The 17,282-nt window shown below is 52.9% G+C and carries 14 protein-coding genes; 8 read left to right on the top strand and 6 right to left on the bottom strand.

Going from position 1 to position 17,282, the window contains the following annotated elements:
- The first annotated feature begins 11 nt into the window (after window positions 1–11).
- Window positions 12–1,367: a glycosyltransferase gene (locus tag F6R98_RS07605; protein ID WP_194270183.1), complete on the top strand. Its 1,356-nt coding sequence runs from the start codon at window positions 12–14 to the stop codon at window positions 1,365–1,367.
- 208 nt (window positions 1,368–1,575) lie between these two features.
- Here the strand turns inward: F6R98_RS07605 and F6R98_RS07600 are convergent, their stop codons facing one another.
- Window positions 1,576–2,517: a LysR family transcriptional regulator gene (locus F6R98_RS07600; RefSeq protein ID WP_194270182.1), complete on the bottom strand. Its 942-nt coding sequence runs from the start codon at window positions 2,515–2,517 to the stop codon at window positions 1,576–1,578.
- Between the two features lie 106 nt (window positions 2,518–2,623).
- On the opposite strand from F6R98_RS07600, the gene F6R98_RS07595 reads away from it, so the two are divergent.
- From F6R98_RS07595 to F6R98_RS07585, 3 genes are all read left to right on the top strand, one after another.
- A complete protein-coding gene (locus tag F6R98_RS07595; protein WP_153248494.1) occupies window positions 2,624–2,833 on the top strand; it encodes a hypothetical protein in 210 nt (69 codons plus the stop codon).
- 329 nt (window positions 2,834–3,162) lie between these two features.
- On the top strand, window positions 3,163–3,384 hold the full coding sequence (locus F6R98_RS07590) for a DoxX family membrane protein (protein ID WP_153248493.1): 222 nt from the start codon (window positions 3,163–3,165) through the stop codon (window positions 3,382–3,384).
- A 50-nt stretch (window positions 3,385–3,434) separates the two neighbouring features.
- Entirely contained in the window at window positions 3,435–4,286 is an 852-nt protein-coding gene (locus tag F6R98_RS07585) for a pirin family protein (protein WP_153248492.1), read from the top strand.
- A 181-nt stretch (window positions 4,287–4,467) separates the two neighbouring features.
- On the opposite strand, the gene F6R98_RS07580 is transcribed toward F6R98_RS07585, so the two are convergent.
- Window positions 4,468–5,178 carry a Crp/Fnr family transcriptional regulator gene (locus tag F6R98_RS07580; RefSeq protein WP_228125159.1) on the bottom strand — a complete coding sequence of 237 codons (711 nt, stop codon included), beginning with the start codon at window positions 5,176–5,178 and terminating at the stop codon, window positions 4,468–4,470.
- Window positions 5,179–5,190: 12 nt separating this feature from the next.
- Window positions 5,191–9,795, bottom strand: coding sequence for an EAL domain-containing protein (locus F6R98_RS07575; protein ID WP_153248491.1), 4,605 nt, complete (start codon window positions 9,793–9,795; stop codon window positions 5,191–5,193).
- 737 nt (window positions 9,796–10,532) lie between these two features.
- On the opposite strand from F6R98_RS07575, the gene F6R98_RS07570 reads away from it, so the two are divergent.
- Entirely contained in the window at window positions 10,533–11,501 is a 969-nt protein-coding gene (locus tag F6R98_RS07570) for an IS5 family transposase (protein ID WP_153250884.1), read from the top strand.
- Between the two features lie 245 nt (window positions 11,502–11,746).
- Here F6R98_RS07570 and F6R98_RS07565 read toward each other — a convergent pair whose 3' ends face one another.
- The 3 genes from F6R98_RS07565 to F6R98_RS07555 all read right to left on the bottom strand — a co-directional run bounded on the left by F6R98_RS07565 (window position 11,747) and on the right by F6R98_RS07555 (window position 14,343).
- Window positions 11,747–12,763: a VCBS repeat-containing protein gene (locus tag F6R98_RS07565; RefSeq protein WP_153248490.1), complete on the bottom strand. Its 1,017-nt coding sequence runs from the start codon at window positions 12,761–12,763 to the stop codon at window positions 11,747–11,749.
- Between the two features lie 93 nt (window positions 12,764–12,856).
- Entirely contained in the window at window positions 12,857–13,423 is a 567-nt protein-coding gene (locus F6R98_RS07560) for a lipid-binding SYLF domain-containing protein (protein WP_194270181.1), read from the bottom strand.
- Between the two features lie 146 nt (window positions 13,424–13,569).
- Window positions 13,570–14,343 carry a metallophosphoesterase gene (locus F6R98_RS07555; RefSeq protein ID WP_153248488.1) on the bottom strand — a complete coding sequence of 258 codons (774 nt, stop codon included), beginning with the start codon at window positions 14,341–14,343 and terminating at the stop codon, window positions 13,570–13,572.
- Window positions 14,344–14,566: 223 nt separating this feature from the next.
- Between F6R98_RS07555 and F6R98_RS07550 the strand changes: the two genes are divergently transcribed.
- The 3 genes from F6R98_RS07550 (at window position 14,567) to tsaB (ending at window position 16,854) form a co-directional block, all read left to right on the top strand.
- Window positions 14,567–15,388, top strand: coding sequence for an NADPH-dependent oxidoreductase (locus F6R98_RS07550; RefSeq protein WP_153248487.1), 822 nt, complete (start codon window positions 14,567–14,569; stop codon window positions 15,386–15,388).
- Between the two features lie 12 nt (window positions 15,389–15,400).
- A complete protein-coding gene (gene def, locus F6R98_RS07545) occupies window positions 15,401–15,964 on the top strand; it encodes a peptide deformylase (RefSeq protein WP_153248486.1) in 564 nt (187 codons plus the stop codon).
- Window positions 15,965–16,131: 167 nt separating this feature from the next.
- On the top strand, window positions 16,132–16,854 hold the full coding sequence (gene tsaB, locus F6R98_RS07540; protein ID WP_153248485.1) for a tRNA (adenosine(37)-N6)-threonylcarbamoyltransferase complex dimerization subunit type 1 TsaB: 723 nt from the start codon (window positions 16,132–16,134) through the stop codon (window positions 16,852–16,854).
- Window positions 16,855–17,282: the final 428 nt, after the last annotated feature.

The following is a 17,282-nucleotide window of genomic DNA, read 5'->3' as shown; positions in this document are numbered from 1 at the left end:
GGAGATCATACATGCCAAAAGCACTTATATGGGGAGAATCGCTGGTTGGAAGCGGACATGCCAGAGTCCAGTCCGAACTTGCGCGAAAATTACAGGAAAAGGGATGGGAGGTATCCGTTATTACAAGCAGCAAAGCGCATACCGATCACTTTGATTTCGGGAAAGCCAATATGATTTATCAACCTCAACTCAAGCTCAAAACCCCTGAAAGCGATCCTTATAAAATAGCAAATCTCGTTACTCCTGACGGAAAAAGCCTCTCAACCGATATGGAGTACAGAAAACAAAGAAAAGAAAAATTATTGAATGTCTATTATGACATTCGGCCGGACGCAATCATCACCGAGATGTGGCCTTATGCCCGGGCAAATTTTGATTTCGAATTAATACCTCTGGCGGAAGCCATCAAAAATGACGAGAATCGAGACCTGACTCCGGCGCCTCGCCTCTATTCCATTGCGAGGGATATCATGTTTCCACCAAAAATCTCCAGCCCGGACTCTCCCGGCTTGAATAACGATCGCCATACCATCGCTTATAAGTACTTTAAAGCGGGCAGCATTTTTGCGCGCGCCGATAAAAGCATTATTTCCCTGGAAGCCAGCATTGGCGCTATCCCGGAGCATTTATATCAAAATATAGAATATGTCGGCTATTTCGGATACCGGCCTCGCCAGAAAGACCCTGATATCCGCGATGAAACCAGGGAAGTGCTGGTATCATCAGGCGGCGGCGTGACGCGTGACAGCATAACGCTGTATAAAAAAAGCATTGCCGCGCGTAAATTTTCCTCATTCAAGAATCGTATATGGAGAATATTAATTCCGCACGGCTGTTCTACGGAAACACTTATGGAAATTTCTTCTCTGGCCAGTGCAGAGGACTCAGGCGGACGTATCATTGTAGAGCACAATAGAACAGACTTCCCAGACCTGTTGTCGAACGCCGCATTATTGATTTGTCATGGAGGCAATATGATAGTTGAAGCGGTGTCAGCCAATATTCCACTACTAGTCGTTCCCAGGCAATTTGCGAAAAACAATCTTGAACAACAAATAAGAGCACGCGCATTTTATGACAAGGGGTTAACAGAATTAGCAACTATTTCAGAAATTGACGACCCGGTATATTTGGCTGAAAAATTGGACAGCGCCGCCAAATTACCGCGTTCTGTTTTTTCCGTTGAACACGAAGGCGCTGATCGAGTAGCGGAAAGGATTACGCAGCACTTTATTGATAAAAATAAATTCATGCCCCTGCCCGGAAGTTTACAGCCCATGAAACCAGTTAACTGGAAACAATCAAATGGCCTGATAATTTACAAATACAAAACAGTTAAAAAAGGCCGAATTGGTTTTGGCAGATAAAACCCGCCCAGGAAAACATTGATTGAGTCATGTATCCTTCACGAAGCGGGGCAAGCCGGTCGAGACACGCGGAAGCGTGTCCGGGGAAATTAACCACGCAGCAAGTCCGCCCCGGCGGCTCTCTGCACGCATCCCTGGGCGCAGAGAGCGTCGCATGTCTCACTGCGCTACCTCTTTCAGCAGCCATGCTGAATAATTATATTCTTCCCTATCTTTTTTCGCTTTCCATTTTCGCCGCAGGAGCCGCCGCCCTCGCTCTGGGACAATGCCGCGCAAGACCTTCGCGTATGATCCCGGCGATTCGCAACGCGCCGGGGCCGGCAGCGTCGCGGTCGGCAAAAATGAGATACAACATCGCCCAGCGCTCCGCCCCTTCGCGCAAAGGCAACGGCTTGAGCAGGCCGGCGTCCAGCTCCTTGCGTATGCTATCCTCGGCATACCATGCATACCCCAATCCCATGCATGCAGCCTGAATAGACGTGGCCTTGTTGCCAACCGTCCAACGCTGTTCGTTTAACCAGACCGGCGTATGCGCGCGCTGCCTGCTGCTATCGCGTATAACCAGATGCCTGTGCCGGCGCAAATCCTCCAAAGTCAGCACCCGGTCAAGCCGGTGTAACGGATGATCGGGATGGGCCACAGCAATAAAGCGCAGATTCATGATCGTATCCCCCATAAATCCCGGCGGTATCAAAGGACCGATTGCCAGATCGACATGTCCCTCAAGCAAGGACTCATGCGTGCCGTACAACACCGATTCGATGAGTTCTATGCGTGTTTCAGGGTGCTCCTCGGCAAAGCGCGCAAAACATTCCAGCAACAGCCATGTCGGAAAAATCGTATCAACCGCGATGCGCAGTTCCGGCTCCCATCCTGACGCCAAACTGACAGCCGCACGTTCCAGACGAACGGCTTCATCGATCAGCGTCTTCCCGCGCCGGTAGAGCACCTGACCAGCAGAGGTCAATTCCGCTTTACGGCCTAGGATTTCGAACACATTGACGCCCAGCAGACGCTCCAGCTTCTGTACCGCATAGGTCAATGTCGATTGACTCTTGTGGAGTTGCTCCGCCGCCTGCGCATAGCCGCCCGCCTCCACTACGGACACCAGCGTACGCCATTGTTCCAGCGTAACTTTCGGGGTAGACATCATATATATTCACTATTTCGATAATTAAAGGCGAAATATTCCGCTTTTTTATCTACTGAATCAATTATTAAATAGCCTCGCCAAGCAAATGAAAAGGAAATAAGCCATGAAAACTCTCATGCAAATCAATAACAGCCTGTTTTCTGAGCAAGGCCGTTCTCCCAAGCTGGCGCAACGCTTCGTTCGGGCCCGACAATCGCGAAATACGGATAAACGCTTGATCGTACGCGATCTGGCGCTAAATCATCCAGCGCCGCACCTGATCGCAGATCTATTTCAAGCCTTGATCACTTATTCGGCATTCCCTCGGCACTGAAGGCTTACTTCGATCACATATCACTACCACGGGCAGAGGTCTCGCCTTCCGTTACAGCTAAACCGGCGTAATCGGACTGCTGTAAGACAAAACGGTTACTGGCGCTGGTCGCGCGGGGCGCGCTTTTATCAGGAAGCACAGATGCACACGGATACGCAATATATCATTGATGCTTTTCAACTCTATCGGCATACGTGATATCCGCTTTATCTAGGTCGTGGGTCTGAACCCTGGCCAGGAGCAACTGGGTAGCAACCCCGCCCAAGCGCAAGCGCAGATCGACCGACTTGCCGTCTGATCCACAATTACTTTTTTCAGGAGCAATTATTATGACTATCTTCTACAAATTTACCGAACTCGGCGGACGCGCTTTCCTCGCAACAACTTTCCTGCTTTCCGGGCTTGGCAAAATCGGCCACTATGCCGGAACACAAGCCTACATGGCTTCCGCCGGCGTTTCCGGCAGCTTACTGACGCTGGTGATCGTGCTGGAAGTCGCTGGCGCGGGGGCCTGGAGTCTGGATGCGCGCCGCGTGGCCGAGTCGCGCTGAACATTCTCGCTGAGCATACGTACCCACGAACCAACAACCGGAGCAGCCTCATGACAATACGCACGCTTCAGACCATTATCCCTTCCGTCGCCACTTCGGACGGCGCCGGCGTCAAACTGAAACGCAGCCTGGGCGGCGGCGAGAGACTACGGCATGATCCATTCCTCATGCTGGACGAGTTCTTCTCCGACAACGCCGACGATTATATCCGCGGATTTCCACCGCACCCCCATCGCGGCTTCGAGACCGTCACCTATATGCTGGACGGTCATATGCGTCACGAAGACAATATGGGGCATCGCGGCGACCTGGGTCCCGGCGACGTGCAATGGATGACCGCAGGACGCGGCATCATCCACTCCGAGATGCCGCAACAAAGCGAAGGCCGTCTGCGCGGCTTTCAACTGTGGATCAATCTTCCATCCGCGGAAAAGATGAAACCCGCCGCCTACCGCGACATTGCTTCGAGCGAAATACCAACGCTTTCCCTGACGGAAGGGGGCGAAGTACGGGTAATAGCGGGCAACTTTATTCGGGGCGAACAGCTTGTTTCAGGCCCGATTCAGGGTCTGACTACCGAGCCTCTTTATCTCGACGTACATCTTCCTGGCGGCGCGGACTTCATCGCACCGATCTCCTGCGGGCTCCACGCTTTTCTATATGTGTATGACGGCGAGACGACAATCGGCGACGACCGGCAAGTATTGCCTAATCGCGCAGCCGGACTGCTTAGCGATGGGGATACGGTCAAAGTCCTGGCCGGATTACAAGGCGCCCGTTTTCTGCTGTTGGCAGGGAAGCCGCTGAACGAACCGATAGCACAGCACGGTCCTTTCGTGATGAATACGCGGGCGGAGATAGAACAAGCGCTGGCGGACTATCGCAATGGCGCGTTGACATAGGAGTCTACAGGCTGTGGGGTCTATCAGACCGTAGTCCGTACGGCAATGATGGAACGGCTCGTCCCTTACCCCCTCCCGACTCGGAACCGGTCAGGTTTCCAATCAGGAGGGAAATTATTTATTGCCGCGGTCTGTGGCCATGAGGCTCTTGCGCAATTTGTGGCTTAGCGGCAAACCAGGGCTACCCCCCCAAAAGCCGCGTAAACTCCTCTCTTACCACACCGTAACATTCGCAGCACAGCTGCTCCAGCCCGACGCGATCCCTGACCCGGATACGCCCTCTGTTGTAGTCGATCAACCCTTGCTCGCGTAGCTGGCCTGCTGCTTCTGTGACGCTTTCGCGGCGCGCTCCCAGCATACTGGCTATGGTTTCATGCGTCAGCCTGAAATCTTCGGAAAGCGATTTGTCGCAGATCAGCAATAGATGCTGGCAAAGCTGCTGGTTCAAGGAATGGTGTTTGCTGCATACCGCCGATTGTGCGATTTGAGTTAACGAGGCCTGCGCATAGAGCAACAAAGTATCTCGCAAAGCCGGCATGCGCCGGCTTATTTCATCCAGTACGTCAGCATTTACCTGAAAAGCATGCCCCGCCGCCTCCACTGTCGCCCAATATGGCATGGACACGCCGCCCAGCACCTGGGAGACACTGAACATGCCTTCATTGCCTATAACGGTCACCCCCGCCGACTCGCCATTTTTCATACTATAAAACAAAGAGATGACGCTATCTATCGGAAAATACGCAGACGCCAGCCGCTGCCCTGAATCGGCCAGTTGCCCCCCCACTTTCAGGTAAACCACGCTCAGGCACGGCAACAGTTCCTGAAGATCTTCGGCAGATAATGCTGCAAGGATGCGATTCTGTTTCGGACTATGAAGATGCAACAGCAATACCTATTCCCTTCAGGCCGGACAAACGTCCGAGCCATAGCGCACGATCAGTTCTTCAGCGGTTAATGGGTGCGCAAACAAAAATCCCTGTCCAATTTCGCAACCGTTTCCAAGTAATACGTCGAGCTGCTCGGCAGTCTCTATTCCTTCAGCCACGACGCTGAATCCCAGTGTCTGCGCCATCAGCAGGATGGTTTTGGCGATGGCCTGGGAATCCGCGCTGCTCGCGATATCGATAACAAAACTTTGCGGAATTTTCAATTCGTGGATTTGCAGCTTGCGCAGGCAGGAAAGCGATGAATAGCCGGTGCCGAAATCATCTATGCTTAGAAGAATACCAAGCGCCTTCAACTCCTGCAAGAAACGTTGAGTCTGTTCAATATTTTCGATCAGCGCGCTTTCAGTCAATTCAAGCATGACTCTTTCGGCGTCAAGGCTGTGCCGGCTCAACAGGCGCAACATCAACGCCGGAATGTTGCTGCGGCGAAACTGATAAGGCGAAACATTAATGGAAATACGCGGGATCGGCTGCCTCTGCCTCATCCACTCGGCCATCTGCTTGCATGCGGCATCCGCCACCCACTCCCCCAGACGGTCGATAAGACCACAGGTTTCAGCCAACGGAATAAATCGGGACGGAGAAATCAGGCCCTGAGTCGGATGCTGCCAGCGCACCAGCGCTTCGACGCCGACCAGCCTTCCGCTCCTCAACTCGAGTTGAGGTTGAAACACCAGAAACAGCCCCCCACGTTCTATGGCACCCCGCAATTCGGTCTCCAGCCTCAGGCGCTCTTCCGCCGCCTGCTTCAACTCTTCGGTAAAAAAATGATGGGAGCGCTTACCGCCGTCCTTGGCCTGATACATGGCGCTGTCGGCATTTTTCAGTAGCGTTTCCGGATCGCGCCCATCGTTGGGGTAAAGGCAAATGCCCACGCTGGCGCTGGTATAGATATTTTGCCTGCCGATAGCGTGCGGACGGCTCATCGCATCGGCAATGCGATGCGTCGCCATTTCCGCCTCGGATACTGTCGCTCCCTCGATCAGCAACGCAAACTCGTCACCACCAAACCGGGCCACCGTATCGCCGCTGCGAACGCAATCGCGCATGCGCGTCGCTACCCCGCAAAGCAGTTCATCGCCGGCGCCATGCCCCATGGAGTCGTTAATTACCTTGAAATTATCCAGATCGATAAACAGCACCGCAAATGTGTTTTCGTTGCGCTCGGCATGCGCGATGGCCTGCCGCAAACGGTCCATGAACAGCGCTCGGTTGGGCAATCCGGTCAGCTCGTCATGCGTGGCAAGGAATTCGACCTTGCGTTGCGACTCTTTCACTACCGAAATATCGCTGAATATGCCGACATAGTTAATGACTTTCCCTTCCGGGTCGCACACGGCATTGATAGTCAGCCATTCAGGATAAACTTCTCCATTCTTGCGCATGTTCCAGATTTCACCCTGCCACCAGCCATGATTATCCAAATGATTCCACATCGTCAGATAAAAGGCGGCATCGTGCTTTCTTGACGACAGCAGTCTCGGCGTCTTGCCAAGGACTTCTTCCGCATCGTAACCGGTAACCTGGGTAAACGAACTATTGACCGTGAGTATCTGTTGGCTCGAATCCGTCACCATGATGCCTTCCCCGGCACGGTCAAAAACGCGCGCAGCCAATCTGAGCTGATCTTCCGCATGCTTGCGTTCGGTGATATCTATGGACTGCGTGCAAATACTGTAGACTACGCCGTCCCCATCAAGCAATGGAAACCTGACCGAATGCAGAAACCGCTCCTGCCCTGAAGCGAAAACCAGATGGTCCTCGAGTTCCAACGCGGCATGCAGCCGCACGACTTCGAGCTCTTTGGTGCGGAAGTCATCGGCGATCTTGCGCGGCAACACTTGAGCGTCGGTCTTACCCAGCACGTCTCCGGCATCCAGACTGAAGAAACGCTCGAATTGGCTGTTGACGAACTCGTAGCGGCCAGCCAGATCCTTTAGTGCAATAATGGACGTAGAGTTGTTCATGATCGCCAGCAAGGTTTCCCGATTCTTGCGTACATCCCGTTCCGCCGCCAGACGCTCGGTGTGATCCAGTAAAGCAAGGATCGCACCACGCGCGCCATGGACTTTGGTTTCATAGGGCGAAACATGCAGCAGATACTGTCGTTCGTTGGAGAAAACATAGATTTCCACGACACTATTATTGAAAACGGCATCACGAACCTCGCCCGAAAAATCCTTCATACCCACCGGCAGGCGCATACTCGGCACAGGCTGTCTTATCGACGCCGTTGAAAGAGAAAACAGCGCAGCCGCGGGGCTATTGAACCGGGTCAGATCGAGACGCTCGTTGCATACCAAAATCGGGAAACCGACGCTATTCTGTATGTTTTCCAGATCGTTCAGCAAATCGGCCAGCTCGCCCGAGCGTACCTGCAACTCTTCGTTGACCGTAGTCAACTCCTCGTTGGTAGACTGCAGCTCTTCATTGGCCGCCTCCAATTCTTCGTTGGAAGATTGAAGCTCTTCGTTAGCCGCGACGACTTCCTCGTTGAGCGCCTGCATTTCCTCGTTCGAGGTCTCCAGCTCTTCAATGACCGTTTGCAGACGCTCTCGCGTGGAAATCAGCTCTTCTTCCAGTTCACGGACATTACGGCCTTCCGCACTCAGCGACGCGCCGCCGTCATCCGCCACCGACGCCGGGTCGGCCGGCAAAACCTCGAAACAAACCAGAAACAACTGACGGTTGACTCCGCGCTCCAGGGGATGGATAGCGACCCTGACATCGCGCGGTTCATTAGCGACTTTAAGGCTATGGGGACGCCCGACAGCGGTTTCCTGCTTATGCTCGGCATGATGCTGCAGTAATTGCAGATCGGCGCGCAGTTCGCGGCGCAGCAGATTTTGCAGATTGAAATTGGGTTTTCCCTCCATCACGGACAGATAGGGAGACACGTCGCCGTGAATATGCAGAATATCAAACCCGCTGTTAATCAATACCGCGGAGGGAACGTAACGGCGCACCGCTTCATCCAGTAGACGCGACTCGCTATCGGCCCCTATACGAGGAGCCGCGCGATCGGCGTTATCGGGCAAACGGAAAGCCGATACCGGCAAACGCGACTCTCCGGGCAAGCGACGGTAAATGCGCGCAGATTTTTCCACCGCTTCGAACAACGTCTCCTGCTGAAAAACGCCTTCGGATTTCCCGAGAAACAGGATACCGCTCGAACCCAGGCTGTAATGGAAAGTCGCCAGCACTTTGGCCTGCAACTCGTTTTGCAAATAGATGAGCATATTGCGGCAACTCACCATATCGAGCCGTAGAAAAGGGGGGTCCTGCACCAGATCCTGTCTGGCCACCACCACCATATCGCGCAAGACGCGCGACACTTCCAGGCGATTGCCTGCCTTCTGAAAATAGCGCAGCACCAGACCCGGTTCCAGATCGGCCAGCGCGCTTTCGGCGTAGGAGCCCTTACGCGCGACGGTCAGCGCATGCACATCGATATCGGTCGCAAAAATCTGGATGCGGAACTGCGTCAGGTTCGATCCCAGCACCTCGGCCAGCAAAATTGCGACGGTATAAGCCTCCTCTCCCGTGGCGCACGCCGGCACCCAAATGCGTATCTCGTCTCCGGGATGTTTTGCTCGAACGAGATTATTCACATGAATGCGCAAAGCGGAAAACGAATCCGGATCGCGGAAAAAAGCGGTAACCGAAATCAGTATATCCTTGCTGAGATGATCCAGCTCTTCGTGGTCGCGCTCCACCAACGTCAGATACTCATCGAAATTACTGACATGGTTCGCCGCCATGCGCCGTTCTATGCGCCGCCACAGCGTTCCTTCCTTGTATCCGGAAAAATCGATGCGTGTCTGCTGTTTCACTTTCATCAGCAGTTTTTTCAAGGCTGTCGACGCAACCGGCGGTTTCTGCGCCACAGTGACAGCGCCGTGCGAACGCGCTATTATTGCGATTTCCTGGGCGATGCCTTCCGGCGGCAAAACCCAGTCCACGCATCCGGTATCGATAGCGGATTGCGGCATGCCCGTGTATTTTGCGGTCTGCGGATCCTGTGCGAAAGTATAGCCGCCCGCCGCCTTGATATCGCGCAAACCGGAAGCGCCGTCGCTACCGGTGCCGGACAGGATAACTCCGATGGCGTCTTCGATTTTCTCTTCCGCAAGCGAAGTGAGAAATATGTTGACCGACGGTCGTGGAGTCGCTTCGCGCGGTCCTTCAATCAACTGAAAACATCCGTCTTTCATTTTGATGTTGCTGCTGGCGGGAGCCACATAAATGGTATCCGGCTCGGGTTGTTCGCCGTTTTCAACTTCCTTTACAGCCATGGCGGTCTCGCGCCCGAGCAATTGCGCCATCATGCTGCGGTGTGTAGGAGAAAGATGCTGGAGCACCACGTAAGAGATGCCCAGATCGGCGGGCAATGCGGCAATCAAGCTGGAAAGCGCCTCGAGGCCGCCCGCCGATGCGCCTACCCCAACGAGATAAGGCCTCAAGGCCCTGCAGGATTCACCCTTAACCAGGGTTGTCGCTTCCGTATCGGCGTTTTCGACTACCGCTGCCGTGGTCTTTTTACTGCTGGGACGAGTCATAATCTATCTAATTTACATCTTGTTGCTGCGATTGGAGTAAGCGCCTGGGGTATAAATTCCCATTATCCGGTTAAGTTTAACAAGCAAATTCGCAGCGAGTCTGTACGATAGCTTACATAGGAAAGGACATTATTGAAGAGCGCCGTGAGATAACGCTTGCGGGCATTGTGCGAGCAAGCAAAAAATGCTTGCCGGAAATTACAGACCATGCAACTGACTACCGGCGTTTGAACGTCCATGAAAGACTTGGGCAACCAGATATCAGTGAGTGCTTTATGAGTGATGACCGAAGTAGTCGGATTGCGGCAAGCCCGTCGGCGCGGAAGCAAGTCGGTTTGTGTAACCAGCCTGCAAGCTTTTCCCGGCGGCGCGCTGCGTCCATCGTTGGGCGCAGGAAGGTTCTTCTCCGGCTTGCCTTACTTCCTCATCAAGCGGGTAGGCTGGATTGTTGCAGATTTTATGGCTTTTCAACCAGAGGAGCCTGGGCATGGTAGCCGCCATAAAACTGGCCGCTCACTAAAATATTCGATTGAAACCCCTTGCAGAAGCGAGCTTTAGCCTGCGAATTGCAGAATGATCGAGAGCTAAAGCTTTCTCCTTCGAAAATTGACAACGATAACTGAATAGTTAAGGAAACGCTGATTTAATCGCCACCTAATTCCATATATTTATTATGGATATAAATTAACCATGGTATAATAATCAATATATTATACTGAAACGGTTTCCGGCGTATGATGAAACAGACCACCCTCCTTGACGTTCTTCTCCAGCAAAAATCGCGTACCACGCGGCGCGAGACTTTTTTGAACGCGATGGATCAGGTAGTTCCCTGGTCTGAACTGGTCGAGCTCATTCAGCCGGTGTATCCCGCTTCCGGACGAGGTCGTCCGCCTATCGGGATCGAAAGGATGTTGCGATTGTATTTCATCCAGCAATGGTACGGCTTTTCCGACGAAGGAACAGAAGATGCGCTTTATGATATGCCCCTATTAAGCCGCTTTGCCGGAATTGACCTGACGCATGAGCGTGTTCCCGATGCTACCACGCTATTGAACTTCCGCCACCTGCTGGAAGAGCATAAGCTGGCGCCGGTGATGCTGGGCCGCATTAATGCGCTTCTTGAAGCGAAAGGATTACTCATGCGCGAAGGAACGATCGTGGATGCCACGTTGATCGCAGCGCCGCCCTCGACCAAAAACAAAAGTGGCGAGCGCGATCCGGAAATGCACCAGACCAAGAAAGGAAATCAGTGGTATTTCGGGATGAAGGCGCATATTGGTGTGGATGCTGAATCGGGACTGGTTCATACGGTTGTCGGTACGTCGGCGCATGTCAGTGATGTGGTGATGACCAGCGAGTTGCTTCATGGTCGGGAACAAGTGGTCATAGCCGATGCCGGTTACATCGGCGTTGAAAAGCGCGAAGAGAATACCGGGAAAACGGTGGAGTGGTTGATCGCCATGAAGCGCGGCAAGCTAAAAGCGATGCCCGAAGGCCGATGGAAAGAAACGGTGCGCGAGATCGAAAAAAAGAAGGCGCAGATTCGTTCGCGTGTCGAGCATCCGTTCCATGTGATCAAGAACCTGTTTCATTATCGCAAGACGCGGTATCGGGGATTGGAAAAGAACACGCATCAACTACAGATTTTGTTCGGGCTTTGTAATTTGTACCGGAGCCAAAAGCGGCTGATGGGGTCGATATGAGGGATTATTGCGCCCTCAATCCGCCCGAAAGGCGGAAAATGCCGGTAAAACCGGTGGTTTTAAGAGGGAACGCATAAAAAATGCGCCAAAATAGAAAATTTAGGCTCAAAAAAATTGCGCACCGGCGCAGCAACCCAGGTTTTGGCTATTAATCAGCGGTTCCTTAACAGATTTTATTTACGGCTCGACACAATGCGCTCAGCATGGATGCGATATCTCTGCGACGGCCAGCCGGTTCTTTATAGTTACACAGTCAGATCGACCTCCTGCACACTGCCGGTGGTGCCATTATTATTAAGCGCGACGCTGCTGGAAACCACACTGCCCAATAATTGATCGGATGCATCCTTGATTTCGAACGGTGTCGCGGCCGCCTGCAACGATATCGCGCCGATGCCTAATGAAGCCAGACTGCTGAGCGTCCCATTTCCGTTTGCATCCGGCGTCCAAACCTTGAGTTGACTATAAATCGAGTCGCTTTCATCTATCCAATTGTTATGGTCGCTGTCGTACTTCGCCAGTTCACTGAAGCCGTTATTGCTGGAAGGACCAAACAACTCGCTGCCGTTGTTGACTTTGCCGTCGTTGTTTTTATCCAGCACCAGAAAGCCGGAACCGGATACAGGCGCATTGATTTGTTCCTTATTCCCGTCAGAATTCAAATCGAAGGCAAAGCGTTGATCGCTTAACTGAGTGGCGGTACCGTTGAAATTCACAACCAACGGATCGGTTTTTTTGGGCGTCGCACCCAAATGTATCTGGGTCGCGCTGGTTTCGCTGACACTGAACTGGCGCTGCATATTCAAATTCATACTAAATTGAATTTCCTTCCCATCGGTAGTCTTGATTACTCCGCTGGTCTGCATGGTAGTTTGCTCCGATTCGCTATAGGTATGGGTTTTGCTGAACTCAATGTTTAAACCCGGGCCTGAACTACCCGCTTGCACCGATTGATGTTGGCCTAAGCCAGACAAATGATGAACTTTTAGCCCGGTCAGTTTTTCGATGATGAGCTCAATTAGCAGCACTCGAGGATCGCTGAGAATATCGCTATCTCCGTTGACCGAACCCGTTTCCGTTGATTGTTTTTGCAGCCCCGCCTGGGAAATAGTGACCCTGATACCGTTTTGAGGAGCGCCGGACCGGACATCGCCTTGAGAAGAAGTTGTATCCGCCCATATCCGCATGGATTGGCTGACGCTGTTTTGCACGGACTGTTCGTGGCTGGTTTTCGTGTTCAAAGAATAGCTCGCGATTTTCATTTGCCCCTCCCCTGTACCGTAAGAATTTAATTGATAATCGGCAAGCTGGAGCAAAAACTTTAATCATTCGCAACGATCAGGATGGAAACGCCGTCAATTCAGCTCGTCGTTCATCCAATACTTGGCGCCGGTAATGCTGACGCCGACCAGAGCGCCCTTCTCCGTCATTTGATAGACGGTTGTATCGGGATTTATGGCATAACCCAAATCAAACGCGCCGCCTTGATCCTCGTTTTTTGCCGCAGCCGACATACGGGTGCTGAATTGCCACCCCGAGGTAATGAAGTTCTTTAGCGCAGCCCTGGTTTTGAAAACAAAAACAAGCCGGGAATTGGAAATTCCAAATCCGAATCCTGGCTGCAACTCGAACATTTTCATATAGGTGCGCTTGCGCGTCACATTATCCACAACCACGCCTTCGCCATGGTCCATGCCACCATAAAGCATCTTTCCGCCACTAATATCGAATACTGCATAACCGGCGGCAGTTCGTACGACATTGCGGGATTTTGGATATTGCGCATAAATATTACTCATGGCTCCATCCGCCATGCTGTTAATTTGCAATCGCTGCTGCGCGGGAGTAGCGGGTGGGTTTGATGCGCAACCCGAGCCAGACAGTATCAACAGCGTCAAAATCAATCCGCTAAATATCTTCATACAGGTTATTCCGCTCACTACGGTTGTGTTCATGTATTTATTACAAGTGTTGCTTCAGAGACAAGAAAAGCAATGATTAATCCGAAGCCGGCTTTTGGTAATTTTAAATCCAAAACGCCGACGGTTCGCTGTAGAAAAACGCCCGATCAGCTCTGTCCCGGCTCGACATGGATATCGATCAGATCCTTGCGTACCGGACTTGCCATTAATACGCGATGTGAATTCAATCCGGCAAACGTCAATCGCCCGCCGGAGTTGTCCGGATCCATCAAACCGAATACCGCGCCGGTATCCAGATGAAAGACATTGCCGCGCTGCGCGGCGCTTTCCAGCGGTGTATGACCGACAAAAACGCGCTCGATACCGTCAACGCCCAAATTATCACCCCGGCATGCGCGGCTGCGCCCGCGCAAAGCCTGCTGTATTACCTGTTGATCGCCACTCTCGATCAAAGCGGTAAAAGTAGCCCAGTCCATTCCCAACGGCACCTCGGCATGCAGAATGCCGATTGCGCCATGCCGCGTCTGCACTTCCATAACCAGAGGCAACCGGCGAAACGCGGCGATATATGCCAGTCGTTCGTTCTGCGGCAAATCCCACCACCAGCGCATACCGTAGTTTGCAGTTTTCTCTCTAACCACGCTTTCTGAAGGCGTGTCGCTCTCGGCGTAGATATCAAGAAACATGTCCTCGTGATTACCGCGCACGGCAAAAAAAAATGGCTGTTCCAGAAAAGCAATTACCCTGGGCGAATCCGGGCCGCGGTCGACCAGATCGCCGACGGAAAACAGTCGATCCTTACGCGCATCGAAATCGACCGCTTCCATGGCAGCGTCAAGCAAATCAAAAGCGCCGTGCAGATCACCGACAATGAAATCCCGGCCGGCAGTGTTTTCAACAATACGTTTTACCTTGATCACGATCTTCTCTCTCCTGCGAACGATATTATCACTCCGGCATGCCTGCTTACAAAGTCCGGCACGCCATCCCAACCTCGAAAACACCAATTTTCAAAGTATTTCTTCACTATCGGCTCGAATCAAAACAAAGCGGTCGATACCTGATCAATCATTCCGTTTAAAGTTGACAAACCATTTTTTTGGGCTGATCCTGAAGAGACATTTCGCAACAGGAAGCTATCTCATGACGTCCGCACACACGCTGATCAAGGCCCGTTACGCCGAAAATGAAACACTGCCCGATACAGCATGGAACGAAACGCTGGAGACGCTGCTCTCTCACCGTTCAATCCGGTCTTACACCTCGCAGGCATTACCCGAACACACGCTGGAAATCCTGCTTGCCGCGGCGCAATCCGCGGCCACTTCATCCAATTTGCAATTATGGAGTGTAGTCGCAGTCGAAAACGGCGAACGCCGCGCGCGTCTTTCCGTTCTTGCGGGAAATCAGGGCCACATAAGGCAGGCGCCGCTATTTCTGGTCTGGCTGGCCGATCTGGCGCGCTTAAGACACGTTGCCACAGCAAAAAACATGACTACGGATGGGCTGGACTATCTGGAAATGTTCACCATGGCCGTGGTCGATGCCGCTATCGCCGCGCAGAATGCCGTCATTGCCGCTGAATCATTGGGTTTGGGTACGGTTTACATCGGCGCGCTACGCAACCAGCCGGAACAGGTAGCGGCCGAGCTCGGTCTGCCCGAAAGCGTATTCCCGGTATTCGGTCTTTGCGTCGGTTATCCTGACCCGGAAGCAACGCCCGCCATCAAACCGCGGCTACCGCAGGAGGTTGTGCTGCACCGGGAACAATACCATATGAAAAGCCAGGAAGCAGGCATCGAACGTTACGATGCGACCATCGCGGATTTCTACAGTCGGCAATACATGACGACTTCAGGCAACTGGTCGCTGCACTCCGCCAAGCGTATTTCCAGCCCGGAGCGCCTGTCCGGGCGTGACCGGCTGAAGGAAGCGCTTAACGCGCTCGGCTTTAAACTGCTCTAACCCCGGCACGCTATGACCTATACCGCGCTTAAGCTGAAAATCACCCAGGTTGGCGACCCGGTTCTTCGGCGGCAGGCCAGAACGCTAAACAGGGAAGAAATTCGTAACGATGCGACGCAGGCTCTGATCGAACAAATGCGGGAAACCATGCTCGACGCCCCGGGCGTCGGACTGGCCGCGCCCCAAATAGGGCTGGCGTTGCAGCTTGCGGTAATAGAGGACCGCGAGGAATACCTCAAGGATTTAAGTCATGAAGAATTGGCTGAGCGCGCGAGACTTCCGATTCCTTTTCATGTCATTATCAACCCGCAAATTATCTCGTCCTCACCGGAAACGGAAATTTTCTACGAAGGCTGCCTCAGCCTGCCCGGTTTCAGCTCCAAAGTCGAACGCAACCGGTCAATACAAGTGTCCTGTCTGGATCATCAAGGCGAAACTCGCCTCATTGAGGCCAGCGGCTGGTATGCGCGCATACTCCAGCATGAAATCGACCACCTGTGCGGAAATCTTTATATCGACAGGATGGACACGCGGTTTTTCACCACACAGGCCAACTACGTCCGCCATTATAAATAACATCAGGATGTGCGGGCATCATTGGCGGCCTGAAGGAAAAGCATTCGTGACCAGAACCTGGATGTTGGCATAACACGAGCTCCATCCCGGTCAACTATCAATTGAACCAACGAACTGTAACGTTCGATAATATGTGAGAGTACAGTGAAAGGAGACGAATCAAAATAATGGTAGAAGGCGATTGTGCAGTACCAGGATCTGGTGCAGTCAGGATACTGGCATTGGAAACGGCCACGGAAGCCTGTTCTGCGGCGTTGTATGATAATGGCACCGTAATCGAACGATACGAGTTGGCACCTCAAGAACATAACCGGCTGATATTGCACATGATGGAGCAGGTACTGGCGGAAGCCGGCCTGACCTTGGCGAATATCGATGCGCTGGCGTTCGGATGCGGGCCGGGATCTTTTACCGGGCTCAGGATTGCCGCGGGAGTGGTTCAGGGCATCGCTTTTGCCGCCGACCTTCCTGTTGCGCCAGTATCCACGTTGGCGGTTCTGGCGGCCGAGGCACTGGCCGAATGCGAAAGCGATTATGCTTTTCCCTGTCTCGACGCACGGATGGACGAAGTATACTGGGCGATTTATCGCCGTTCAGAGAGTCTTATGCCGGAGCGTATCCAGAACGAGCAAGTGCTTGCACCGGCTATGGTCCGTGTGGCTGAGCCAGTGTCAGGGGTAGCAATAGGCAGCGGTTGGACGCGTTATAAGCAATTGCTGACAGAGCAAATCGGTAGCGGTAACCTGGTCGGAGTTTTAGCGGATCGTTTTCCGCGAGCTGGCTGGATAGCGCGACTTGGCTGCGATATCTACCGGCAGGGTGCATGTGTGAACGCTGAAAACTCTCAACCGCTCTATGTAAGAAATCCTGTTTACAAAAAAGCCGTTTGATGCCGGTGCTGTAGAAGATATCGGCCATATTTGATGCATCGGCGCGGCCTTCCTCTTATCACCGGAGAGCCGGCCTCCGCTTCATCATATTCGAATCCTGCTCCGCGTTCACTCGCGTTACGGCCTGCATGTTCGCCAAGTTCCTTTACAGAACCCTCTGCACCAAAGGCTTCAGCCGCTTCGTTGACTCCATGGCTGCTCCAGTTGCTACCGGCCGGAGCGAAAGTCGCCGGGCGAATTTCGCTCCGGCTGAAAAACAGCGCTTTTGCAAGGCGCACGGGAATAACTGATTAAATCGTTTTATCCATGATTTTCAAGACCGTCCATTGAGTTTACGTGTTCGCAATCGGTGGACATTGATTAAATCAGTTTCCCCTGCAGTAAGTTCTACCTGGCGCGTCCCAGCCGCTGTGGTACCGTAAACATCC

The organism is Candidatus Methylospira mobilis (assembly GCF_009498235.1).
Classification (GTDB): Bacteria; Pseudomonadota; Gammaproteobacteria; order Methylococcales; family Methylococcaceae; genus Methylospira; species Methylospira mobilis.
The sequence above is the reverse complement of the archived record's forward strand: the minus strand, read 5'-3'. Positions and strand labels throughout refer to the sequence as shown.